This is a genomic window from Dietzia alimentaria 72, assembly GCF_000226215.1.
Taxonomy (GTDB): Bacteria; Actinomycetota; Actinomycetes; order Mycobacteriales; family Mycobacteriaceae; genus Dietzia; species Dietzia alimentaria.
On the sequence record NZ_AGFF01000027.1, the window covers coordinates 1 to 20,590 of the forward strand.

At 67.4% G+C, this 20,590-nt stretch carries 18 protein-coding genes; 9 read left to right on the forward strand and 9 right to left on the reverse strand.

All coding sequences use genetic code 11. The features are described from left to right. The first annotated feature begins 224 nt into the window (after nucleotides 1-224). Nucleotides 225-1,103, forward strand: a complete 879-nt coding sequence (locus ON04_RS16550; protein WP_141564810.1) for a hypothetical protein — start codon at nucleotides 225-227, stop codon at nucleotides 1,101-1,103. Between the two features lie 227 nt (nucleotides 1,104-1,330). Here ON04_RS16550 and ON04_RS14360 read toward each other — a convergent pair whose 3' ends face one another. Then, nucleotides 1,331-2,089, reverse strand: coding sequence for an HAD family hydrolase (locus ON04_RS14360; protein WP_081477206.1), 759 nt, complete (start codon nucleotides 2,087-2,089; stop codon nucleotides 1,331-1,333). Nucleotides 2,090-2,371: 282 nt separating this feature from the next. On the opposite strand from ON04_RS14360, the gene ppk2 reads away from it, so the two are divergent. The 5 genes from ppk2 to ON04_RS14385 all read left to right on the forward strand — a co-directional run bounded on the left by ppk2 (nucleotide 2,372) and on the right by ON04_RS14385 (nucleotide 7,562). Beyond that, nucleotides 2,372-3,391 carry a polyphosphate kinase 2 gene (gene ppk2, locus ON04_RS14365; protein ID WP_010542334.1) on the forward strand — a complete coding sequence of 340 codons (1,020 nt, stop codon included), beginning with the start codon at nucleotides 2,372-2,374 and terminating at the stop codon, nucleotides 3,389-3,391. Nucleotides 3,392-3,520: 129 nt separating this feature from the next. Beyond that, nucleotides 3,521-3,904, forward strand: a complete 384-nt coding sequence (locus ON04_RS14370) for a hypothetical protein (protein WP_010539787.1) — start codon at nucleotides 3,521-3,523, stop codon at nucleotides 3,902-3,904. Nucleotides 3,905-3,957: 53 nt separating this feature from the next. Then, on the forward strand, nucleotides 3,958-4,989 hold the full coding sequence (locus ON04_RS14375) for a DDE-type integrase/transposase/recombinase (RefSeq protein WP_010539786.1): 1,032 nt from the start codon (nucleotides 3,958-3,960) through the stop codon (nucleotides 4,987-4,989). 275 nt (nucleotides 4,990-5,264) lie between these two features. Further along, complete coding sequence (locus ON04_RS14380; RefSeq protein WP_010542335.1) at nucleotides 5,265-6,308, forward strand: enoyl-CoA hydratase/isomerase family protein; 1,044 nt, start codon at nucleotides 5,265-5,267, stop codon at nucleotides 6,306-6,308. A 54-nt stretch (nucleotides 6,309-6,362) separates the two neighbouring features. Then, nucleotides 6,363-7,562, forward strand: a complete 1,200-nt coding sequence (locus ON04_RS14385; protein WP_010542336.1) for an AI-2E family transporter — start codon at nucleotides 6,363-6,365, stop codon at nucleotides 7,560-7,562. 66 nt (nucleotides 7,563-7,628) lie between these two features. Here the strand turns inward: ON04_RS14385 and ON04_RS14390 are convergent, their stop codons facing one another. Genes ON04_RS14390 through ON04_RS14400 form a run of 3 tightly spaced genes read right to left on the reverse strand, consistent with a single transcriptional unit; the run spans nucleotide 7,629 to nucleotide 10,940 of the window. Continuing rightward, nucleotides 7,629-9,299, reverse strand: coding sequence for a serine hydrolase (locus ON04_RS14390; RefSeq protein WP_010542337.1), 1,671 nt, complete (start codon nucleotides 9,297-9,299; stop codon nucleotides 7,629-7,631). 9 nt (nucleotides 9,300-9,308) lie between these two features. Continuing rightward, complete coding sequence (locus ON04_RS14395) at nucleotides 9,309-10,187, reverse strand: cytochrome c biogenesis CcdA family protein (RefSeq protein WP_010542338.1); 879 nt, start codon at nucleotides 10,185-10,187, stop codon at nucleotides 9,309-9,311. Between the two features lie 3 nt (nucleotides 10,188-10,190). Then, nucleotides 10,191-10,940 (reverse strand): DsbA family protein, encoded by a 750-nt coding sequence (locus ON04_RS14400; RefSeq protein WP_010542339.1) that lies wholly within the window; start codon nucleotides 10,938-10,940, stop codon nucleotides 10,191-10,193. 94 nt (nucleotides 10,941-11,034) lie between these two features. On the opposite strand from ON04_RS14400, the gene ON04_RS14405 reads away from it, so the two are divergent. From ON04_RS14405 to ON04_RS14415, 3 genes are read left to right on the forward strand one after another with little or no spacing between them, the layout of a single operon-like run. After that, nucleotides 11,035-11,580 (forward strand): hypothetical protein, encoded by a 546-nt coding sequence (locus tag ON04_RS14405; protein WP_238529340.1) that lies wholly within the window; start codon nucleotides 11,035-11,037, stop codon nucleotides 11,578-11,580. Further along, a complete protein-coding gene (locus ON04_RS14410) occupies nucleotides 11,577-11,951 on the forward strand; it encodes a BlaI/MecI/CopY family transcriptional regulator (protein WP_010542341.1) in 375 nt (124 codons plus the stop codon). Before ON04_RS14405 ends, ON04_RS14410 begins: the two co-directional genes overlap by 4 nt. Continuing rightward, on the forward strand, nucleotides 11,951-12,946 hold the full coding sequence (locus tag ON04_RS14415) for a M56 family metallopeptidase (RefSeq protein ID WP_010542342.1): 996 nt from the start codon (nucleotides 11,951-11,953) through the stop codon (nucleotides 12,944-12,946). Before ON04_RS14410 ends, ON04_RS14415 begins: the two co-directional genes overlap by 1 nt. Before the next feature lie 28 nt (nucleotides 12,947-12,974). Here ON04_RS14415 and ON04_RS14420 read toward each other — a convergent pair whose 3' ends face one another. The 5 genes from ON04_RS14420 to ON04_RS14440 form a co-directional block, all read right to left on the reverse strand. Continuing rightward, the gene (locus tag ON04_RS14420; RefSeq protein WP_033444355.1) at nucleotides 12,975-14,339 is read right to left on the reverse strand and encodes a GH1 family beta-glucosidase; all 1,365 of its coding nucleotides are present in this window, start codon (nucleotides 14,337-14,339) and stop codon (nucleotides 12,975-12,977) included. Nucleotides 14,340-14,445: 106 nt separating this feature from the next. Further along, nucleotides 14,446-15,720, reverse strand: coding sequence for an MFS transporter (locus ON04_RS14425; protein WP_010542344.1), 1,275 nt, complete (start codon nucleotides 15,718-15,720; stop codon nucleotides 14,446-14,448). Next, nucleotides 15,717-17,372 (reverse strand): amidohydrolase family protein, encoded by a 1,656-nt coding sequence (locus ON04_RS14430; RefSeq protein WP_238529341.1) that lies wholly within the window; start codon nucleotides 17,370-17,372, stop codon nucleotides 15,717-15,719. The genes ON04_RS14425 and ON04_RS14430 overlap by 4 nt, the downstream gene beginning before the upstream one ends. A gap of 100 nt (nucleotides 17,373-17,472) precedes the next feature. Further along, nucleotides 17,473-18,459, reverse strand: a complete 987-nt coding sequence (locus ON04_RS14435) for an LLM class F420-dependent oxidoreductase (RefSeq protein ID WP_010542346.1) — start codon at nucleotides 18,457-18,459, stop codon at nucleotides 17,473-17,475. A 194-nt stretch (nucleotides 18,460-18,653) separates the two neighbouring features. Then, nucleotides 18,654-20,327, reverse strand: coding sequence for a peptide chain release factor 3 (locus tag ON04_RS14440; protein ID WP_010542347.1), 1,674 nt, complete (start codon nucleotides 20,325-20,327; stop codon nucleotides 18,654-18,656). Nucleotides 20,328-20,590: the final 263 nt, after the last annotated feature.

The following is a 20,590-nucleotide window of genomic DNA, read 5'->3' on the forward strand; positions in this document are numbered from 1 at the left end:
CCCACCGCACGGCGGCCCGCCCGCTCAGTTTTGTCGTGGCCAGTGCGAATATCCGATCCACACTTCTCAGTGGCCACGTCAAAACGTTGGCGGTGGGCGTGTTACGACGCAGACGCCGGGGCGTGCACTGCTGGGGTCTGACGAACTGTGGATAGTCGTCCGCTCTCTCCACAGCCGCAGCCGACCCTATTCCGTCGACTGCCCGGCCGATCGACGATGACCGTGTGCGTACTTTTGACCCCGTCACCCCATTCCGTGGAAGCGCAGCATTGTCGGCGGGACATGTCAGTGCCTACCAACTGAGAGCCGAGTATCGGCGGCTGTTTCCAAATGTATATATCCATTCCGCGGGCGAGATCTCTGCTGGGAAGCTGGTGAGAGCAGCGTCGCTGTGGGCGCCGACAGGGTCCGTGATCGGCGGTCTCGGCGCAGCCCTGTTGCATGGCGAACGCTGGTACGCGCCTCATCGCGTCCGCGAGGCGATCGATGTTTATTGCGTCGGTACCTCGCCAGCGCCCCGGGGCGTGCGGATGCGCAGAATTGCACGGGAACTTCCGCCGAGCCACGTGCTGGAGCAGCACGGGCTGAGGTTGACGACCGCCGCGCGGACCGCGATTGATGTGGGTCGTTGGGAAAACGACGACAACACAGCGATCGCGAAGATCGACGCGGTATGTAACAGGAGCAAGACCCCGGTGGGATCGTTGGATTCCACACTGGAGCAGATGCGCGGTCTGCACGGGGTGAAGCGGGTTCGGTCGCTGCTGCGGTGGTGTGACGATCGAGCAGACTCCCCGCCGGAGACCCGCCTCCGACTGTTGCTGCCGCGCTCGGGGCTACCAGCTCCGACTCCACAATTGACGATCTATAACGAATTCGGGAGCAGGATCGCGACGGCTGATCTGGGATACGAAAAGCAGAAGGTGGCGATCTTCTACGACAGCGGACTGCATCGAGAGAAGTCGCAATGGGAGTACGACGCGTGGGTAAATGCGCAGTTGGCCGAGCTCGGCTGGGAGAGGTTCCGCGTCACTGCGCAGATGATGCGGACTCCTGTGACCCTGATCCGGCAGATCGCCTCGGCGCTGACGCGGGCGGCGTAGCGACGCATGCTCCAGTCGTTGCCTAGTGAAGTTGTTTTGACGTGCTCACTGCGAGATTTTCGGTGAATCGTCGCAGTGAGCACGACAAAGCCCGGCGGGAGGCGGCGGGAGGCGGCGGGAGGCGGAAGAGGCGGAGGCAGGGCGGGCGTGGCGTGGCGTCGGGGCGGAGGAGGCGGGGGACTGGGAGACGCGAGCGTGGCGTCGAGGCGGGGGAGGCGGGAAGCACCTCAGCTCGCGGGGCGGACGGCGGCCAGGAGAGCTTCTGCGTCGGTGAGGTCCGGGAGTACGGCATGGGCCCCGGCGGCGTGGAGGTCTGCGGCGCTCACCCGGCCCGTGGCCACACCGACGCAGCGAGCTCCCGCATCCAGAGCGCCGCGCACATCGTGGACGTGATCGCCCACCACCACGGCGTCGGCCATGGACACATCGAGATCGCGGGCACGCGCAGCCACCACCGCGTCGCGGACGAGGTGGGCACGGTCTGTGTGATGATCGCCAAACGCCCCGAGACCAGGATCGGGCAGCCCGTCGAATCCGCACAATCGCAGCTTGAGTAGAGCGGTCCGCCGCATATTGCCTGTCACGACCCCCTGGTGCAGCTGCGGGTCCGCGGCCAGGGCGTCGACCGCCCCCCGTGCGCCGGGCAGGGGACCGCCACCTCCCGCAAGCAGATCGTCACCGGATCTTTCGCACCTGTCGGCCACCGCATCCATCAGCGAGACGATCGCGTCGTCGTCGTCGTCGACCTTGACTCCGTTGCGCACCAGCAAGTCAGTGAGGATCGCCCGGTCGGTCCGGCCAGCGAACGAGGCGCCCATGGCGGGCACGCGGCCAAGGCGCTTGGTGAGAACAGTCGTGATCATGCGCGTACCGAAGCCGGCCGGGTCGAGCAGGGTCATGTCGAGGTCCCAGAGGACCAGCACGGGTGGGGCATTAAAGGCACGGTTCTGTGCACCGGCTCCTGCGCGGATCTCGGGCGGAGTCATCAGCTCACCGAGCCGGCTGCGGGCTCCGTTACCGCACGGCGGCGGCTGGCCCTGGCGCGTTCCGCCTCGGCGGCAGTCGCGGCGCTCGTGCAGCCTGCTTCACCGAGTGGTTCCGGGCTGTTTTCTACAGAGCCCGCGTGAGTTCGCATCGGGTCATTATGTCCGAGCCCCCGGAAGCTGCAGCTGAGCGCTACTCCGTTGAGTGTGGACAGCGGAAATAGAGACGCCGGCAAGATTGTAGTCCCGCCCGATTAGTGGGTGGGGCCGCCTAGGATCACCGCCATGGTCAGCAATAAGGACGGCAAGGACGGCAAGGACGGCAAGGACGGCAAGGACGGCAAGGACGGCAAGGACGGCAAGGACGGCAAGGACGGCAAGGACGGCAAGGACGGCAAGGACGGCAAGGACGGCAAGGACGGCAAGGACGGCAAGGACGGCAAGGACGGCAAGATCACTGAGACACTCGAGGGCGACTCGTCGAAGAAGGACCTCCTGCCCAGCGGCCTGGAGAAGCTGCCCAAGAAGAAGTACAAGAGGGAGCTCAAGCGCCTGCAGGCCGAACTCGTGGAGATGCAGGCGTGGCTCAAGGCCACCGGCAACCGGCTCGTGGTGGTGTTCGAGGGGCGTGACGCCGCCGGTAAGGGCTCGGCGATCAAGCGCATGACGCAATACCTCAATCCCAGGCACGCGCGGGTGGTGGCGTTGCCGGCGCCGTCCGAGGTGCACAAGACCCAGTGGTACTTCCAGCGCTACATCGAGCATCTGCCGGCCGCGGGGGAGATCGTTATCTTTGATCGCTCCTGGTACAACCGCGCCGGCGTCGAGCGCGTCATGGGCTTCTGCACCCCGGACGAGTACCGACGGTTCCTCCACCAGGCGCCGATCTTCGAGCGACTGCTCGTGGAGGACGGGATCATGCTGCGCAAGTACTGGTTCTCCGTCTCGGACGAGGAGCAGGAGCGCCGTTTCCGCGATCGGCACAACGACCCCATGCGTCGGTGGAAGCTCTCGCCCATGGACCTGGAATCGATTAATCGGTGGGAGGACTACAGCCGGGCCAAGGACGAGATGTTCGTGCACACCGATATCCCCGAGGCGCCCTGGTTCACCGTGGAGTCCGAGGACAAGAAGCGCTCGCGGATCAACGTCATCGCGCACTTGCTCTCGACCATCCCGTGGGAGCAGCTCGATCCACCGGAGCTCGAGATTCCGGAGCGACCCGAGGGCACGCACTACGAGCGTCCGCCGCGTGACGAATTCACGTACGTTCCGGACGTGGCCTCGAAACTGCTCGACGACTGACCTCCCCGGCTCGCAGTCCCGCTGCGCACCGCGAATTTCGTCGTCGCTACTGCGAAGACTGATTGAGATTCTCGCAGTGGCCCTGAGGGGCAGGATGGTTGTGAACCGGAGGTCAGGGAGTTGATGGCTATGAGTGTGACGGTCGAACCTCGGCAGTTCACGCCGGATCAGATCCGGGAGCACGTGTTGGCCTATACGCGGACCAAGCACGGGAGGAAAGCGGCGTACTTGGAGGTGCATGAGATCGGACGAGATCAGATGTACCGGTGGCGGGCGGCGTTCACCGACGGGGACCTCGACTCCGGCAAGATCCCGCGTCAGTCTGGTCGTATGACGCACAAGGATATCTCCGAGATCGAGCGACTCAAGCGACTGCTCGCCGAGCGTGATTCCCAGATCGACGAGCTCGAAGGTGAGATCGATCGGTCCCGGAAAGTGGCTGATGCGCTGGGAAAAGCTATCGACGTCATGCACTCACATGGCGTCGAACCCGACAAGGCGGAAAGCGACTGACCGACCAGCAGCAGGCCTGGTTCGACGAGCTCGTCGCCGCCGAAGGTCGACTGTTGGCCGAGCTCACCGGCGCTGGAACGACGCAGACGGCCGCGATGGCGTTGATCGGGTTGGCCAAGTCGGCGCTGCACTACCGGCGAAATCCCAGGCCGGGCGTGGCCGAGCCGATTGCGCACCGCGATCGGCGCCAGCCCACGGCTATCACTGACCAGGAGCGGGCGTGGATTATCGACCAGCTCAATGCCCATGACGGGGTGCCGGTCGAGCAGGTCTACTACCTGAGCCTGGACCAGGGTGAGGGCAGCTTCGTCAGCCTGGCCACGTTCCACCGCATCGCCCGGGTGATCGAGCGACCCTCGTGCCGTCGGCAACGCCGGGCCGGCACCCCAGATGCGGCTCGGCGACAGGCCCCGGACCTGCGGGCCACCGGCCCGGGGCAGGTGCTGTGCTGGGACATCACGGTCCTTCCTGGGCAGTACCGGGGACAGTCGTTCGCCTTGTACGCGGCGATCGACCTGTTCAGCCGCAAGGTGGTCGGCCACACCGTGCAGCCGCGTGAGGACCACATCGTGGCCGCGAAATGGATGGGCAAAGTGCTCGATTCCCTCGGCGGACGAACCAGGGTCGTGCACTCGGACAACGGCGCGGCGATGACCTCCAACAAGATGAAAGACCTGCTGGGAAAACGGGGCGTGACCCACTCACTTTCTCGGCCCGCGGTCAGTAACGACAATCCCCACATCGAGTCCTGGTTCTCCACCGTCAAGTACCACCGCCAGTACCCACAACTGTTCGACGACGTCCACGATGCAGCCAGCTGGTGCGACGAATTCATCGAGCACTACAACAGTGCCCACCGGCATTCCGGGGTCAACGGATACACCCCTGACCAGGTCTTCTCCGGAACCTGGCGCGAAGTGCACGCACGCCGTCAAGCCAGCGCCGACCAGGCCTACAACACCACGCCCATCCGATTCCGACGACCACCAACCGTGCCCGCCCCGCCCGAGCACACCCGCCTGGCCGTCACCGCACGCAAAGCACCCACCGCGACGAGCACAGTCGAACAACTACTCGCGGCTTAAACCAAACAAAAGTTCAAAAGAGGTTGACACCAAGCGAGCGACGACAAACCTGGGCTGCGACCGGTGGGATGCGACGGTGGGCTGCTGGGATGCGGGCGCGTGAGCGGGTGGCTGAGACGGTCGGCTGGCGGTTGGCTGGCGCCGGCTCGGTCCCGGGTGGTGACTGTGAGCCGCCGAAGGGTCGACGACGACACACTGTGCGCTCAACCCACCCGCTCGGTAGGAATTCCTAGTATCGGCTCGCCGTGCCACGCGGGGCCTGACAGACTGGGACCATGAGTGAATTCGTCATCTCCCGGCGCGAAGGCCGGATGCAGCACATTGTCCTGGACCGACCCAAGGCCCTGAACTCGCTGGACCTGCCGATGTGCCAGGCCCTGCACCAGGCGCTCGACGCGGCGACCGAGGATTCGGGCGTCGAGGCAGTGGTCACCACCAGTACTTCTGAGAAGGCGTTCTGCGCGGGTGGCGACATCGTTGCGCTGCGGGACGCGGCGGCGTCCGGCGACCACGAAACCAATCGCCGGTTCTTCTCCGAGGAATACGCGATGAATCACGCGTACCACACGCACCGACTGCCGACGGTCGCCGTGATCCACGGTGTCGCGATGGGCGGCGGGCTCGGCATCTCGATCAACGGATCGCACCGCGTGGTGACCAAGAAGGTCATGATGGCCATGCCTGAGACCGCGATCGGCTTCATTCCGGACGTCGGTGCGAGTCACTTCCTGCCGCGCCTGAGCGGTGGCGGCGCGCGCGGCCTCGCCGTAGCGATATACCTGGGCACCACGGGTGTTCGGATGAACACGGCCGATGCCCTCTACACCGGTCTCGCGACACATCTGGTCGACGACGACGAGCGCTACAACTTCGTCGAAGCCATCGGCACGGAAGGCCTCGACGCCGCGCTCGGAAAGTTCGGCCTCGACCGGTCAGCGGCGGGCGAGTCTGCTGTGGAGGCGCACATCGAGCGGATCGAGGACGTCTTCTCGCGCGATACCGCGCAGGCGATGATTGCCGCACTGGAGTCCGGAGAGCAGGACGAGTGGGCGAGCGCGACACTCTCGATGCTGCGTTCTCACTGCCCCACGTCCGTGGTGGCGACCATTGAGTTGCTGCGCGCGGGCGCCCGGGCCTCGAACTTGCGCGAGTGCCTGGACAACGAGTTGGCGCTCGGCGGCTGGATCACGGCCCGCCCCGATTTCGTGGAGGGGGTGCGCGCGGTGGTGATCGACAAGGACCGTAATCCCACGTGGAACCCGGCCGACCTCGACTCCGTCGACGTGGACGCCATCCGTTCGGTGCTCGCCGGGAGCTGATCGGGCTACTCTGATCGGCGTCCGGCGCAGGGTGCGCCGCCTGTCAGGAGAGTCATGACGACAACCGGAGACGACGATCGGTCGCCGATCGTCCGCGAGACCGCGGTCCCCGAGACTGATGCCCCGGAGGCTGAAGCGCCCGAGACCGCGGCTCGCGAACCGGAGGTGGCAGCACCGGACGAAGAGCCCAAGGGATGGGGGATCGGCACCGTTACCGTGGTGTCGTTGGCGGCCGCGTTCGTGGTGGTGTGGGGGATCTCCCAGCACGCGAGCATGGTGATGCCGGCATTCCTGGCGCTGAACCTGGTCATTGCCGCGCAACCCCTGCAGAAGCGGCTGGAGAGGTTCGGACTGCCGCGATGGGGCGGGATGATCGTCGTTCTTCTGGTGCTCTACATGGTCCTCGCGGCGCTCGTGGGGATGCTCGTGTGGGCGGTGTGGATCGCTGCGGAGGAGATCCCGCAGTACCAGGACAAGTTCACCGAACTGTATGAGCAGAGCATCGAGTTCCTCGGCACATTCGGGGTCAGTCAGGACCAGATCTCGTCGAGCCTGTCCGGGATCGACCCCCAGGCCATCATGGGAACGGTTCAGAATGTCGCGGGGCAACTCTCCTCTGCCGGGGGGATGCTCTCAGTGCTGGTGATCGCGCTGACGTTCCTCGTGTTTGATATCCCCGGCATCGCACGCCGTCGCGACGTGATTGCCCAGCAGCGGCCGCGGCTCGCGGACTCGCTCGGCTCGTTCACGGACGGCATCAAGTCGTACTGGATCGTCTCGACCGTGTTCGGGCTGATCGTCGCAGTGATGGACTGGGTGGCCCTGCTCATCCTCGGGGTTCCGCTGGCGATGGTGTGGGGTGTGCTCGCCTTTGTCACCAACTACATTCCCAACATCGGGTTCGTCCTGGGCCTGGTCCCGCCGGCCCTGTTCGCCCTGCTCACCGGCGGCCCCGTGGACGCGATCTGGGTGGTGGCGATCTACAGCGTGGTCAACCTGGTCATGCAAAGCTTTGTCCAGCCCAAGTTCACCGGTGACGCGGTGGGTCTCACTCCGACCGTCACGTTCCTGTCGCTGGTGTTCTGGTCCGCCATCGCCGGCGCGCTGGGCGCGATTCTGGCCGTGCCGCTGACGCTGGCGGTCAAGGCGTTCCTGGTAGACGCCGACCCGAGGATGAGGTGGCTCTCTGTATTCCTCACCACTCCGAACGCCGAAAGAAAACGGGACAGGCGTCGAGCGGAAACCGCGGCGTAATGCCGCGCCGGCCGGCGACGTCGCGGCGCCGGCCGGTGCGGACCGGTGCGGTCAGAACGCGCGAAGTCAGTCGTCCGCGCTGTCTGCGTCGTCCCCGACCCGAGCGAAATCGCCCCACCCGTTGGGGTCCAGCAGATCGATGGTGACGGTGTCGTCGTCAAAAACCACGCTGCCTCGCGAGCCGTCGGGCCAGTTTTCGCCCGACGGCGACATCGCGAACGTATCGCCGTCCCAGTGCTCGAGCGCCCACTCCTGGCGCTGCGCGTCGGGCCCGGCGGCGATCACGAGGTCGTCTTTGCCGGTCCGTCGCACGTCGACCGTGCCGAAGTAGTCGTTGCGGTAAGCGCCCGTCAGGTCGTCGAGCGGGGGCGGCGGTCGCGGGGACACCGGCTGCTTCTCCGACACCAGGTCGCCCACAGGGTCGAGTAGTGGCCCGAACGCGTTGCTGTAAATACTCCGCCAGTCCTGCGCCGGGTCGCCATACTGGGCCAGGTCCGCGAAGCGTGCGTTGACTGTCTCGGCCATCCCCGTCGGAGCGGCGTTGGTCAGCGTGATGATCCCCAGATCGAGTGAGGGCATCATCAGCATTGCGGTGCCGGCGCCCTGCGCGAACGCGCCCGAATGGCTCCACTGAACGCGACCGGACGAACTATCCGAGATGTTGAACCCGTAGCCGTAGGTCCCCGTGCGATCCACCGCGGATCGCGGGGGCGACGACACGGCCTGCGGGGTCAGGGCCTCGCGGAGCGCGCGTGAGGGGACCACCTGCGCACCGCCGGGGGCCCGCCCGTCCGCCAGCACCATCGACATCCACCGCGCCATGTCGGATAGGGACGAACTCAGGCCCCCGGCGGGCGCCTGGGCGTCGGGATCGCGGGCCGGATCGGCCGGAACCCAGTCGCCGGACGACTCACCTGAATCGGCGGCGGCTTGGCGGACATGACCCACTGCCCGGTTGGGGCGCTTGAGCAGCTCCTCGTGGGAGAACGACGTGTCGTCCATCCCCAACGGGGTGAAGATCCGCTCGTCGGCGAGCTCGTTCCATGGCGTTCCCGCCGCCACCGCCACGGCTTCGGCGCCAGCAGTCAAGCCGAAGTTCGTGTACGTATAAGATGCCCGGAACGGGGTGAGCGGCAGATGCCTCAGACCGTGGAGGACGGCAGGACGGTCGTAGCCGAGGTCTTCGAGGTCGTCGCCCGCGTGCTCCGGAAGACCCGAGCGGTGTGCGAACAGATCTCCTACTGTCACGGCGGTCGTCACGCCCGGCTCAGAGAGTGCGAACCAGGGCAGGTAATTCTGTACAGGGGTCGACCAATCTACGTCGCCGTTGCCGCTCTCCGCCGCCACCACGGTCGCACTGACCGACTTTGAGATCGACGCCAACGGGAAGACCGTGTCGGTGTTCACCGGCTCACCCGTAGAGGAGCCGCGGACACCGAATCCCCCGGCAAAGGCGACATCACCACCGTGGACCACAGCCACCGCGGCGCCCGGGGTGCCTGCGGCGTCCATCTCCTCGGTGACGATGTCCTCGACTTTGCTAATCGCATACTCGATCCGGTCCTCGCCCACGCCCAATCCCGAATAGGCCGACGGGCTCTGTCCCTCGACCGGGTCGGGGAGGGCGTCGCCGCACGCAGTGGCGGTCAGAGCGACGAGGGCGCCTATCGCGAGGAATCGGGTGGAGCGGCGCCACACCAGGCGGCTGCGGCGGCGTCGAGCCGGATCCCTGAGCATTCCCCCAGGTTAGTCCGTCGCAGTCTCGTGCGGCTCCCGCACTCGGCCGTGTCCGGCGAACGCCACCGTCGCCGCGGCGGAGGTGCTGCGCATGCGGCGGGACCGGACGATGAGCCAGCCCACGAGGGCCACGAGCAGGCCGACGAGGACGACGACGACGTCGGGGATGCGGCGTGCCCACCCGAGGACGTTCCCCTCGAGTTCGGCCTGCGTGCCCGCCCCGAGCAACCCGGTGAGTTCGGTGGTCCCCGCGGTGGCCAGGAGCAGAACGCCGACGGCGATGGTGAGGACGCCGCCGATGATCCCGGTCCAGGTGTTGCTCCAGCGGCCGAGCGTGACCTGACGCGGGCGCACGAGATTCCGCACGGCCGGGAGACGGCCCCACAACAGTGCCAGGACGAGCAGCGGCAGGGCCATGCCGGCGGCAAACACGAGCACGATAATCCCGCCGGTCAGTGCCGTGCCGGAGACTGCGGCGACGGTCAGAACGGCGCCCAGCAAGGGGCCAGCGCACACGCCCGCGAGACCGTACACGGTGCCGAGGGCGTAGACCGCGGTCATCGAGGTGCCCTCGGTGCTGGATCCCCGTCGCAGAAGCGGGACGGGGACGTTGAGCAGCATGAGCGCGCCGAGCACGATGACGACGAGCGAGGCGACGGTGACGAAGCTGAAGCGGTGAGCGTTGACGAACGCGCCGAGGGTCCCGGCGAGGATGCCGAGCGGGACGAGACTCGTGATCAGCCCGAGGTAGAAGACGCCGGTCCGGGTGAGCAGCTCGCGAGGGTGGGCGAACGCGTAGGAGAAGAACGCCGGCAGAAGCATTGCCGAGCACGGGCTGAGCAGGGTGAGCACGCCGCCGAGGAACGCACCGAGGAGTCCGATGTCCATGCGCTACTCGGCCTTGGCCAGGGCGTCGTCGAGGTACTCGCGGAAGCTGTCCAGCGGCTGCGCGCCGGACATCGCGGTCTTGCCCGCCACGAAGAACGGGACAGCCGAGACCCCGAGTTGCTGCGCGGTTGCCGTCTTGGCTTCGGCCCGGGCGCGGACCGTGGGGTCGTCGAGGTCCGCGGTGAACTTGCTGAGGTCCGGCATGTCGACCTTGGCGGCGAAGTCGATGAGGACCTCGCGGGTGAGGTCGGCGTGGCCGTTCTCGGGGGCCTCGTTGAACACCGCGGTGAGGAAGTCGACGTACTTGTCCTGGTTCGCAGCGGCATGTGCGGCGACCGAGGCATCTCCGGATTGCGCGCCGAAGTAGGCGACGTCGGTGAATTCGATCCTCACGCGGCCCGTGTCGACGTATTCCTCAATGAGGGTCGGCAGGGTGTCGCGGCTGAAGGAGGCGCAGAACGGGCACCGTAGGTCGACCCATTCGGTGAGGACGACCGGCGCGTCGACGTCGCCGATCGCCTTCGGATCGCCCGCTTCGCGCCGGACGAAGTCCATGTCGCCGCCCGTGGCCTGCTCGCCCCCGGTGGTCTCGGACGCGGCGGGGGTGGGGGAGGAGGTCGGCGACTGCCCGGGCAGCATCTGGGCCACCACCACGATGCCGAGGAACACGACGATCGCGGCCAGGACACCGTTCAAGATTTTCGACCTGCGGTACTTCGCCTCCAGGGTGTGTCGCGAGAGGGGGTCGTTCACGGGGCGGCCCTTCTGTCGGAGGCGGTGAGCACGCAAGCGACTATGGCACATAGTCGACTATCGCGGATAGTCGACGCGTGGCATGATCACCCCCGTGGACCGATTCAGGCGAGAAGTGTCCACCTGGCCCCGGGTGGTTTCTCAGGCGGCAATCGGGCTGCGGACCCTGACGCGTCGTCAGGTTGCCGTGGCCGTCGCTGTCGCGATCGCTTTCGGGATCCTTCTCGGCCTGGCGACGGTGCTGATCCCCAATTCCGTCTTTTCGCGCGACATCCCGCCGGTGTGTTGGAACTACCCGGTCTGGATCGCCACGTCGGCGTTCTCCGGTCTGCTGTTGGCGACCTACGTCCGGGATGATGCGCAACCGCAGGAGGACGACGACAACGACGAGGCCCGGCGGTCAGGCAGAGCGGGAGTGGCAGGGGCCTTCCTCGCGTGGTTCGCGGTCGGATGCCCGGTCTGCAACAAACTCGCCCTGCTGGCCCTGGGGTACTCCGGCGCGATCACCTGGTTCGTACCGCTCCAGCCGGTCCTCGCCGTGATCGCTCTGTTCCTCACCGGCATCGCACTCGTGGTTCGGCTACGCGGCCGCGTCGCGTGCCCGCTTCCATCGGGCAGCACGACGGAGGTGGCCCGATGACCGGACGACGGGATGCGTCGCGCCTGGGTGCGCTGGAGTCGCAGGTGATGGACCTCCTCTGGGACCAGGGGCAGTCGACCATCCGAGGGCTCATCGACAGGCTCCCGGGCGAGCCCGCCTACACCACCATCGCCACCGTGCTCGGCAACCTTCAGCGCAAGGATCTGGTGACCACCCGTAAAAAAGGTCGCTCGACGGTGTACCGATCCACGGTGACCAGAGATGAAAACGTGGCGTCGATGATGAACCACGCGCTCGGTGGGAGCCGGGACCGCGCGGCGTCCATCCTCCACTTCGCCGAGAGCATCCCTGACGCGGAGCTCGACCTGCTCCGTGACTTCCTCGCGCGCCGCGATCGGGAGCGCTCCTGATGACCGTGCACCTGCTGATGCTCCTCGTCGTCGTCGGGCTCGCCCTTCCCGCGTTGGCCGGGCCCCGCATCCTCAGGAGCGCAGCGCCTGCGCTGATGAGGTTGCCGCGGGTGGCGACAGGGCTGATCGTGGGGAGCACCACGGCGTGGGTTCTGGCAGCACTGTCGATCGGCCCGCTGCTCGCCTGGATGGTGACCGGCCCCGACATCCTGCCGGGCGGCGCCGCAGAGGTGTGTAGCAAGTGCCTCGCGGCCGCCGATCCGTTCGGCCTCGACCGCGTGGACACCGCGGTCCCGGTGATCCTCCTGCTGGTCGTGCCGTTTGCTGTCTCCGGGTTCCAGGTGGTCTCGATCGCGCGCGAGTTGCGTCGGAGGCATCATCGGCTCCGACGCACGGCCGACGAGCTACGGCACGGGAGCCGGACGCGGCGACTAGTCGGACACGCGGTCCGTGTGGTCGACGACGCCCATCCGTTCGCGATGACGCTGCCTCGCCGCTACGGCGGCATCGTCGTCTCCTCTGGTGCTCTCGAGGCGTTGGCGCCCGACGAGTTGCGGGCGGTTCTCGCCCATGAGCAGGCACACCTGAAGCAGCGACACCATCTCATCACGGCGTTCGTCACGATCGTCACCGCAAGGATGCGGTGGGTTCCGCTCTTCACTGCCGCCGAGTCGGCGCTCCACCACTACCTCGAGATCGCCGCTGATGATGCCGCCCGGCGGACCGTCGGCACCACCGCGCTAGCGAGTGCACTCCTCGTCCTGGGCCAGCAGGGGCATCCGGCCCGACACCGGTCCGGGTCTGACACCGCGCTGTTCGACGACGCGCTCCACGCTCTCGGCCCCGACCGCATCCGGCACCTGGTGGAGCCGGGGCGGGGGACGGCCGGCGTGGCGGCGACGGTGGCCACAGCGTTCTGCCTGACTTCTCTCGCCCTGCTCGCCGCGGTGGTCCACGTTCCGTACGCGATGCTCATGTTGACCGGGTGTTTCTGAGTGCTGGTCGGTGCCGGACGAGAGCCGGTCAGGCCTCGGCGCGCGCGATGAGGTCGCGGTACCAGTACCAGGAGTTTTTACGTGTTCGCTTCTGGGTCGCGTGGTCCACGTGGACGAGTCCGAAGCGCTCAGCGAAGCCCGCCGCCCACTCGAAGTTATCCATGGCAGACCACACGTAGTAGCCACGCACGTCCACGCCGGCGGCGATCGCGTCGGTCACCGCGGCCAGGTGCGCGCGCAGGTACTCGATCCGCTGATCGTCGTGGACGCGACCGGCCTCGTCCACGACGTCGTGGTACGAGCAGCCGTTCTCGGTGATGGTCACCGGCGGTAGCTCGGGGTAGCGCTCGTGTAGTTCGACGAGGATGTCGGTCAGCCCCGACGGCACGATCGGCCAGTCGAAATCCGTTCGCGGAACCCCGTCGACACGGACCGGCCGGAACGGCATGTCCTCGGGGAAGTCCACCTCCAGGACCCCGGAGTAGTCCTTGTCCGGGCGTGGAGCCTCGATCACGGTGGGCTCGTAGTAGTTGACCCCGTAGTGGTCGAGGGGACGGGAGATGACGACGAGGTCGCGCTCGAGCTGCTCCGGCGTCAGTCCCGCAGACTGCTGAACGAGCTCGGCAACCCAGTCCTCCGGATAGTGTCCGCGCAGGATGGGGTCCGAAAACGTCCAGTTGGTCAGGATCCGGAAGAGGTCGGCGGCGTCCACGTCCTCGGTGGACTCGCTCGCGGCCCGGACGGGGAAGTGCTGTTGCACGACGCCCACCTCGTGCCGGTCGCCGGTCGCGCGGATGGCGTCGACCGCCAACCCGTGCGCGCGCAGCAGATTGTGCGCCACTGGCAGACAGTCCAATCCACGTCCGAGCGCGGGCGCGTGATCGGTGAGCGCGTGGCCGTAGAGCGTGTGGACATTCATCTCGTTGAGGGTGAACCACGTCGTTACCCGGTCGCCGAGGGTCTCCACCATGAGCGAGGTGTAGTCGGCAAAGGTGTCAGACGTGGAGTGGGAGAGCCAACCGCCCTCATCCTGCAGAGCCTGCGGCAGGTCCCAGTGGTACAGGGTCGGCACCGGCCGGACCCCGGCGGCGAGCAGGTCGTCGACGAGCCGGGAGTAGAAGTCGAGCCCGGGCCGATTGACCCCACCGCGTCCGGTGGGCAGGACGCGAGACCAGGAGAGGGAGAAGCGGTAGTCGTGTACACCAAGGTCCGCCAGGTCCCGCACGTCTTGCGCGTGGCGGTGATAGTGGTCGCACGCAACCGCCGGGGTGTCGCCGCCGCGGATACGTCCCGGTTCGGCGGCGAAGGTGTCCCAGATGCTCGGTCCGCGACCGTCCGCGCTGGCACCGCCCTCGATCTGCGCGGCGGCTGTCGCGGTGCCGAATCGAAACATCGATGGAAGGTGTGGGTGCTCCGGGTTCACAGGAGTCCTTTCTCGGTCGGTGCAGGAAAGAGGCCCGCTCGGCGACGGGCGGTAGGCGGCGGTGTATCGAGCCGGTTCATCGGACAGAGCGCAGGGGCAGGGTGCACAGTGCGGCGGCCACAGCGATGGCCGCTCCGACTCCGTAGAGGCCGGGGTAGCCGGCGGCGGAGGTCACGAGCGGCGCGGCGATCGCCGGTGCCACCACTTGTGGCAGCGAGTTGGCGACGTTGGCCACACCCAGCAGTGTGCCGGCCGAGTCGGACGTCGTGAGCGAGCTGGTGACGATCGCCATGTCGACCGCGATGAACAGGCCCCATCCCAGCCCGAGCACGGTGGCGGCGGCCAGAACTGCCGGCAGAGAGGAGGACATGGCGAGACCCGCCAGTCCGCATGCCGTCGCCGCGGCCCCGGCCACGGCGAACACACGGCGCCGGCCGTACCTGTCCGAGATGGTCCCCGCGATCGCAGCGCAGGCCGCGGCCAAGACGAGGGTGATCACGGTGACCAGCAGGACTGCTCCGCCGGGGTCCGTCGTCTCAAGGACCCCGTCGAGAAAGAAATACAGGTAGATCAGCAGGATCGCGTTGGTGAGGTTCATCAGAAAGCGCAGCAGCCATGCCCACGCGAAGTCCCGGCTCGGGCGGAACGCCGCGAGTCGGAGGCCGCGGGCCGCGATGGCCTGGTCGCCGGCGATCAGTACTGTGTCGCCGCTATCTGCGCCGCGATCGTCGACGCGCGCGGGGACCCGCCTGGAGGCCAGCACGACCGCGCCCAATAGCAGCGGCGTGACCACAGCGAGCACGAGATAACCTGCGGGACCGCCGCCGACCGACTCGGCTACCACCGTGCCGGCGATCACTCCCGCGATCTGTCCTACCCCGAACAGTGAGCCCACCAGGCCGCGCTGGCGATCGGGGACATGGTCGACGATCAGCGCAGCCAGAACGGCAAAGGGACCGTTGAACCCCAGTTGGACCAGGATCCACCCCGCGAGCATGGCCGGTCCCGAGTCTGCGGTCAGAAGTACCAGTTGGCCGGCCACCCCGATCGCTGTTCCCGCAAACACGACGGGCATACGGCTGCCGAGGCGCTCCCGACAGCGGTCGGAGACGAACCCCCACGCCGGATTGGCCACCATGGACACGGCAGCGCCGCCGCCCACGATGACGGCCAGCAGCGCTTCCCGACCGCCGGGCCCGGCGATGCTGTCGGTCTGCGCCGGGAGCAGGATCTGCAGTGGGCCGAACCAGGAGGCGAAGACCGCCACCACGCCGAGAGTGAGCGCGAGCACCCACATCGGACCGACCCGACGATCGTTGCCGACCGCGGTGGCCGGTCCGGCATCGGTCACCTCACGCGCTCCCAACCGGCCGTCCAGGCCTCGGCTCCGCCCATGAGCTGCCGCTCGAGCTCGGCGCGGTCCGGCCCGGCTCGGTGGAGGACGTCCGCCACCCAGTCGGCGTACAGGCCGTACTGGGCCACCCCGTCCACGTTGAGGTCGTAGACACGGTCGCCGAAACGCCACCGGTCCATCACCTCGCCACTCGGAGCGGTGAAGGGATACACCAGCGGGTCAATCGCGGCGCTGGGCCGGGGCTCGGCGAGGGGAGCGAGACCGTTGACGTCGGATCCGATGCCGTACCCGTCCCAGGGCCGGCTGGTGCCGTGGGTGTTCTGGCGCCACAGGTCCAAGAAGCCCTCGTCGAAGTTCTCGGTCGGCTCGGCCGGGTACGCGAACGACGCGGTAAAGCCCCCCATCTCGTGGATCCGGTGATTGATACGCGGGTCCGCCCAGTCGTGGTCCACGACTATCCCGCTGTAGCCAGTCTCGTCGGCGATGTCGAGGGTGCGGTTGGCGGTCTTGACGCTCATATGGTCGATGTTGATGAGCATCCCGCGTTCCATGAGGCCACGCACCGCGTGCTCGCCCAGTGGGGTCAGCCCGCGCACGTTGCACAGGGGCTCATTCGGGTACACGGGGAGGGCCACGCCGTCCGGGGCCTGGGAGGACGCCGCCGCCAATCCGGTAGAGACACCGGTGTGGGCGAGCGGCTGGGCGTGGTCCGAGGCCGCCGTCTCGCACGGTTCGGTCTCCCAGAAACCCTGCGTGCCCAGCTTGTTGCCGATGTTGACCGCCAGCCCGGCCAGGTCCTCGTCCATCCGAGTGCCGCCCAGAGCGTTGTCGAATTTGTGCACTGGGAACACCGTGGACACGCCCCACGCTGCGAACTCGTCAAGACCCCGGTCGATGTCCTCGGTCGTACACAGCGGCCCGTCGTTGATCATGCGGCATCCGAACGGCTCCGACGTCTCCACGCCGAGCGTCACCGCGAGTTTGCCCTGTGCGGCGATGGCGCGAACATCCTCGGGAGACCGCGCTATCCGGAACCAGCCCTGCCCGGGCCCACCGTGCTCGGCGTCGATATGCGCTTCCATCTGGTTCAGAAAGCCCACCTGCCTGCGCAGTTGATCCATCTCGTCGCAGGAATACGGTGAGCCGATCAGCGTTTCGCACAGCACGCGATTGGCGACAAGGTGATTGTTGAGCACGCGCTGCCCCGACTTCCAGCCCCGTTCTATACCGGTGTAGTAGGCCTGCTCGTGCAGTTGCGTATTGTGCGCCGGCCACTGGGCGAACGTGGGGAAACCCTGCGGCCCGCCCGGGATATCCGTGCCACCGAGGATTCCCTCCAGCAGCGCGAAGTGCCCGGTTCCCGAGTGGGACGGGCAATCGGCCATCGCCTCTTCGAGTCCGCCGGGCGCGAATGGCTTGCCGCAGCGCAGTGCGCCGCCAAACGCGACCGACGCCGTGATGTGGGTGTGCGCGTCGATGAATCCGTCGATAGGGGCGCCCACCCGGCTCGGTGTGGCCGAGGCGGGACCGGTTATCGCCGTGCTCAGGGAAAGGACCATGACGACGACGGCGAGAACCGCGGCTGCAGCCCGTGGCCATCGTTCGGAGAGCATCGATATCGTCGTCGTTGTCGTCCCCTGCGCCACCATGGCCTGACACTAACCTCGCAGTGTCTGCGGCGGTGAGGGTTTCCCGGACCGCACCGCACCGCACCGCACCTCACCTCACAGAACCGGCCCCGGGAGCGAGTCAGAGCTGCCGGGCGACCTCAGAGGCGACCAACTCGAGATGATCCAAGTCGGACATGTCCAGGACCTGCAGATAGATCCGGCGGGCCCCGACCTCGGCGTACCGACCGATCTTGTCGACCACCTCGTCGGGAGTGCCGGCCGCGCCGTTGGTGCGCAGTTCCTCGACCTCGCGACCGATGGCGTCCGCTCGGCGTGCAATCTGCGCCTCGTCGCGACCGCAGCACAGCACGAGTGCCGCCGACCGGATGATCTCCTCCGGTGCGCGACCACGCTCCGCACACGCTTCGTCCACGCGCCGGTACTGGGTGGCCAGGGTGTCGAGATCGGCGAAGGGCACGTTGAACTCGTCGGCGAAGCGGGCCGCGAGAGCAGGGGTGCGGCGTTTGCCGTGGCCACCGACGATCACCGGCGGACGCGTCTGGACCGGCTTGGGCAGGGCGGGGGAGTCGACCATCGACACTCGCTTGCCCTTCACGGTCACGGTCTCGCTCGCCGGAGTGGTCCCGAACTGCTCGAGCGCACCGAGGGTGTCTTCGAGCAGATCGAAGCGTTGGCCCAGAGGCGGGAAGGGGATGCCGTAGGCGGTGTGCTCGTCTTCGTACCAGCCGGCGCCCAGCCCCACGTCGAGTCGGCCGCCCGACATCTGGTCGACCTGTGCGATGGAGATCGACAGCGGCCCGGGGTGGCGAAAAGTCACGGACGTCAGCAGCGTCCCGAGCCGGATGCGCGAGGTCTCGCGGGCCAGGCCGGCGAGTGTCAGCCACGCGTCGGTGGGACCGGGCAGGCCGCTGACGTCGCCCATTTTGAGGTAGTGGTCCGATCGGAAGAACGCCTCGTAGCCGAGATCCTCCGCCGCTCTGGCAACGGCGAGCTGGTCGGAGTACGCGGCGCCCTGCTGGGGTTCCACGAACACGCGGAGGCTGACGGTGTCGGTAGCGTTAGCGGGAGCGGGAGCGGGCGCTGAGGCTGCGGGAGTGGTGGGCATGTCATCCATGATGGCTGTGGTCGGGCCGCTGGCGCCACCGACCGTGCGTGGGCTGGGTGCCTGCCCCGAATCGTGCCCCGCCGCCGCCCCGATGCCGGGGGTCGACCCGTTTTGTCGTGGCCACTGCGGAAATTTCAAAACTTTGTCGCAGTGGCCACGACAAAATTCGACGGGTGCAGGCGATGCCTCGGGGGCTAGTTGGTGTCGGCGACCAACGGCTCGATGGTGAGGTGGTCCATCTCCTTGGAGATGTACTGCAGACGCCACTTGTCGCCGAACAGTGCGAGTAGCTCACCATCGGTGCGCTCGAAGACCTCCACGCCACGCTGCCGGCCGAGTTCGACGGCGGAGTCGGCGTCGGTGCGGCGGGCAATGCTGTACGGCAGGTTGTCGACCAGCACCTCGACGTTGAATTCGGCCCTCATGCGGGCCGTGACCACCTCGAACTGCATGGGTCCGACCGCAGCCATGACCGGGTTGGCGTCACCGCGGGCGTCGTTGCGCAAGATCTGCACCACGCCTTCGGCTGCCAGTTGGTCGATGGCCTTGCGGAACTGCTTGTACTTGCCCAGCGATTGCGCACGCACCACAGCGAAGAACTCGGGGGCGAACTGGGGGATCGGCGGGAACTTTACTTTCTTACCGCTGTAGAGGGTGTCGCCGGGAGCGAGGCCGGTGGCGTTGACCAGGCCCACCACGTCGCCGGGGTAGGCGGTCTCGACCGTATTACGATCGCGGCCGAACACGGTCAGCGCGTACTTGGTGGTGAACGGCTTGGCGGTCTGGGCGTGTTGGACCACCATCCCGCGCTCGAACTCCCCGGAGACGACCCGCATGAACGCCAGGCGGTCGCGGTGGGCGGCGTCCATGCCTGCCTGCACCTTGAAGACCACGGCAGAGAACGGGTCGGTCGGCTCGCGCTGGGTGCCCGTCACCGTTTCCCAGGGCTGCGGCGCGGGTGCCAGCTCCACGAGCGCGTCGAGGATCTGGTGAACGCCGAAGTTCAGCATCGCGGAGGCGAAGATCACGGGGCTGGTCTCGCCGGCGAGGTACAGCTCCTGGTCGTGGTCCTGACCCATCGCGGACAGCAGTTCGGACTCTTCGACGGCGGTCTCCCACACGTCGCCTTCCCGCTCGAGCGCGGCGTCCGGCGTGTAGATCTCCTCTGGCGCGATCGTGGAGCCGCCGGCGGTGCGGGTGAAGTGCACGTATTCCTCGGGCGCACCGTCCTCGCCGCGACGCAGCAGCCCGCGGTAGTCGCCCGCGATGCCGACGGGCATGAAAAGGGGAGTGGGGACCAGGCCGATCTGCTCGGTGATCTCGTCCAGCAGTTCCAGCGGCGTCTGGCCGGGCCGGTCCCACTTGTTGATCACCGTGATGATGGGCAGGCCGTTGTGCTTGCACACCTGGAACAATTTGAGGGTCTGCGGCTCCAGGCCTTTGGCGGCGTCGATCAGCATGACCGCGGCGTCGACGGCGGTCAGAACGCGGTAGGTGTCCTCCGAGAAGTCTGCGTGGCCGGGGGTATCCACCAGGTTGATGACGTACGGCTCGTCGCCGGGATCGGATCCCTCGGGGGCGTACGTGAACTGCAGTGCGGTGGAGCTGACGGAGATGCCGCGGGCCTTCTCCATCTCCATCCAGTCCGACACGGTCGAGCGACGGCCTGATTTGCCGTGGACGGCGCCTGCCTCATTGATCACCCGCGCGTGCAGCGCGAGCGCCTCGGTCAGCGTGGACTTACCGGCGTCCGGATGCGCGATCACGGCGAACGTCCTGCGGCGCGAGGCCTCGGATGAGACGTCCCCGCCGGCGTCTGCACCGGCCGAGCGTCCGGCGGTCCCGGTGTCCTCGGCGGTCTCCGTCACACGATCTCCTCCTGGCAGTCGACAGACCTCGTCGTCGTCGTCGCGTCTTTTCAGGGTACGTGCGTGCGCACCCGAGCACCCAATCTGCACACTGCATCCGACGCCCCCGGGGCGGTCGTACGAAAGTCGAGGTCAGACGAGCGGAGTAGCTCGGACAGTGGCCGTGGAAGTGGTTAACTCCACAGTGACCCACCGTCCGCGCAATCACGTGGCCACCGCGGTCACCCGTACCGACCCGCCACAGGGTGGATCGGGCTCACGAG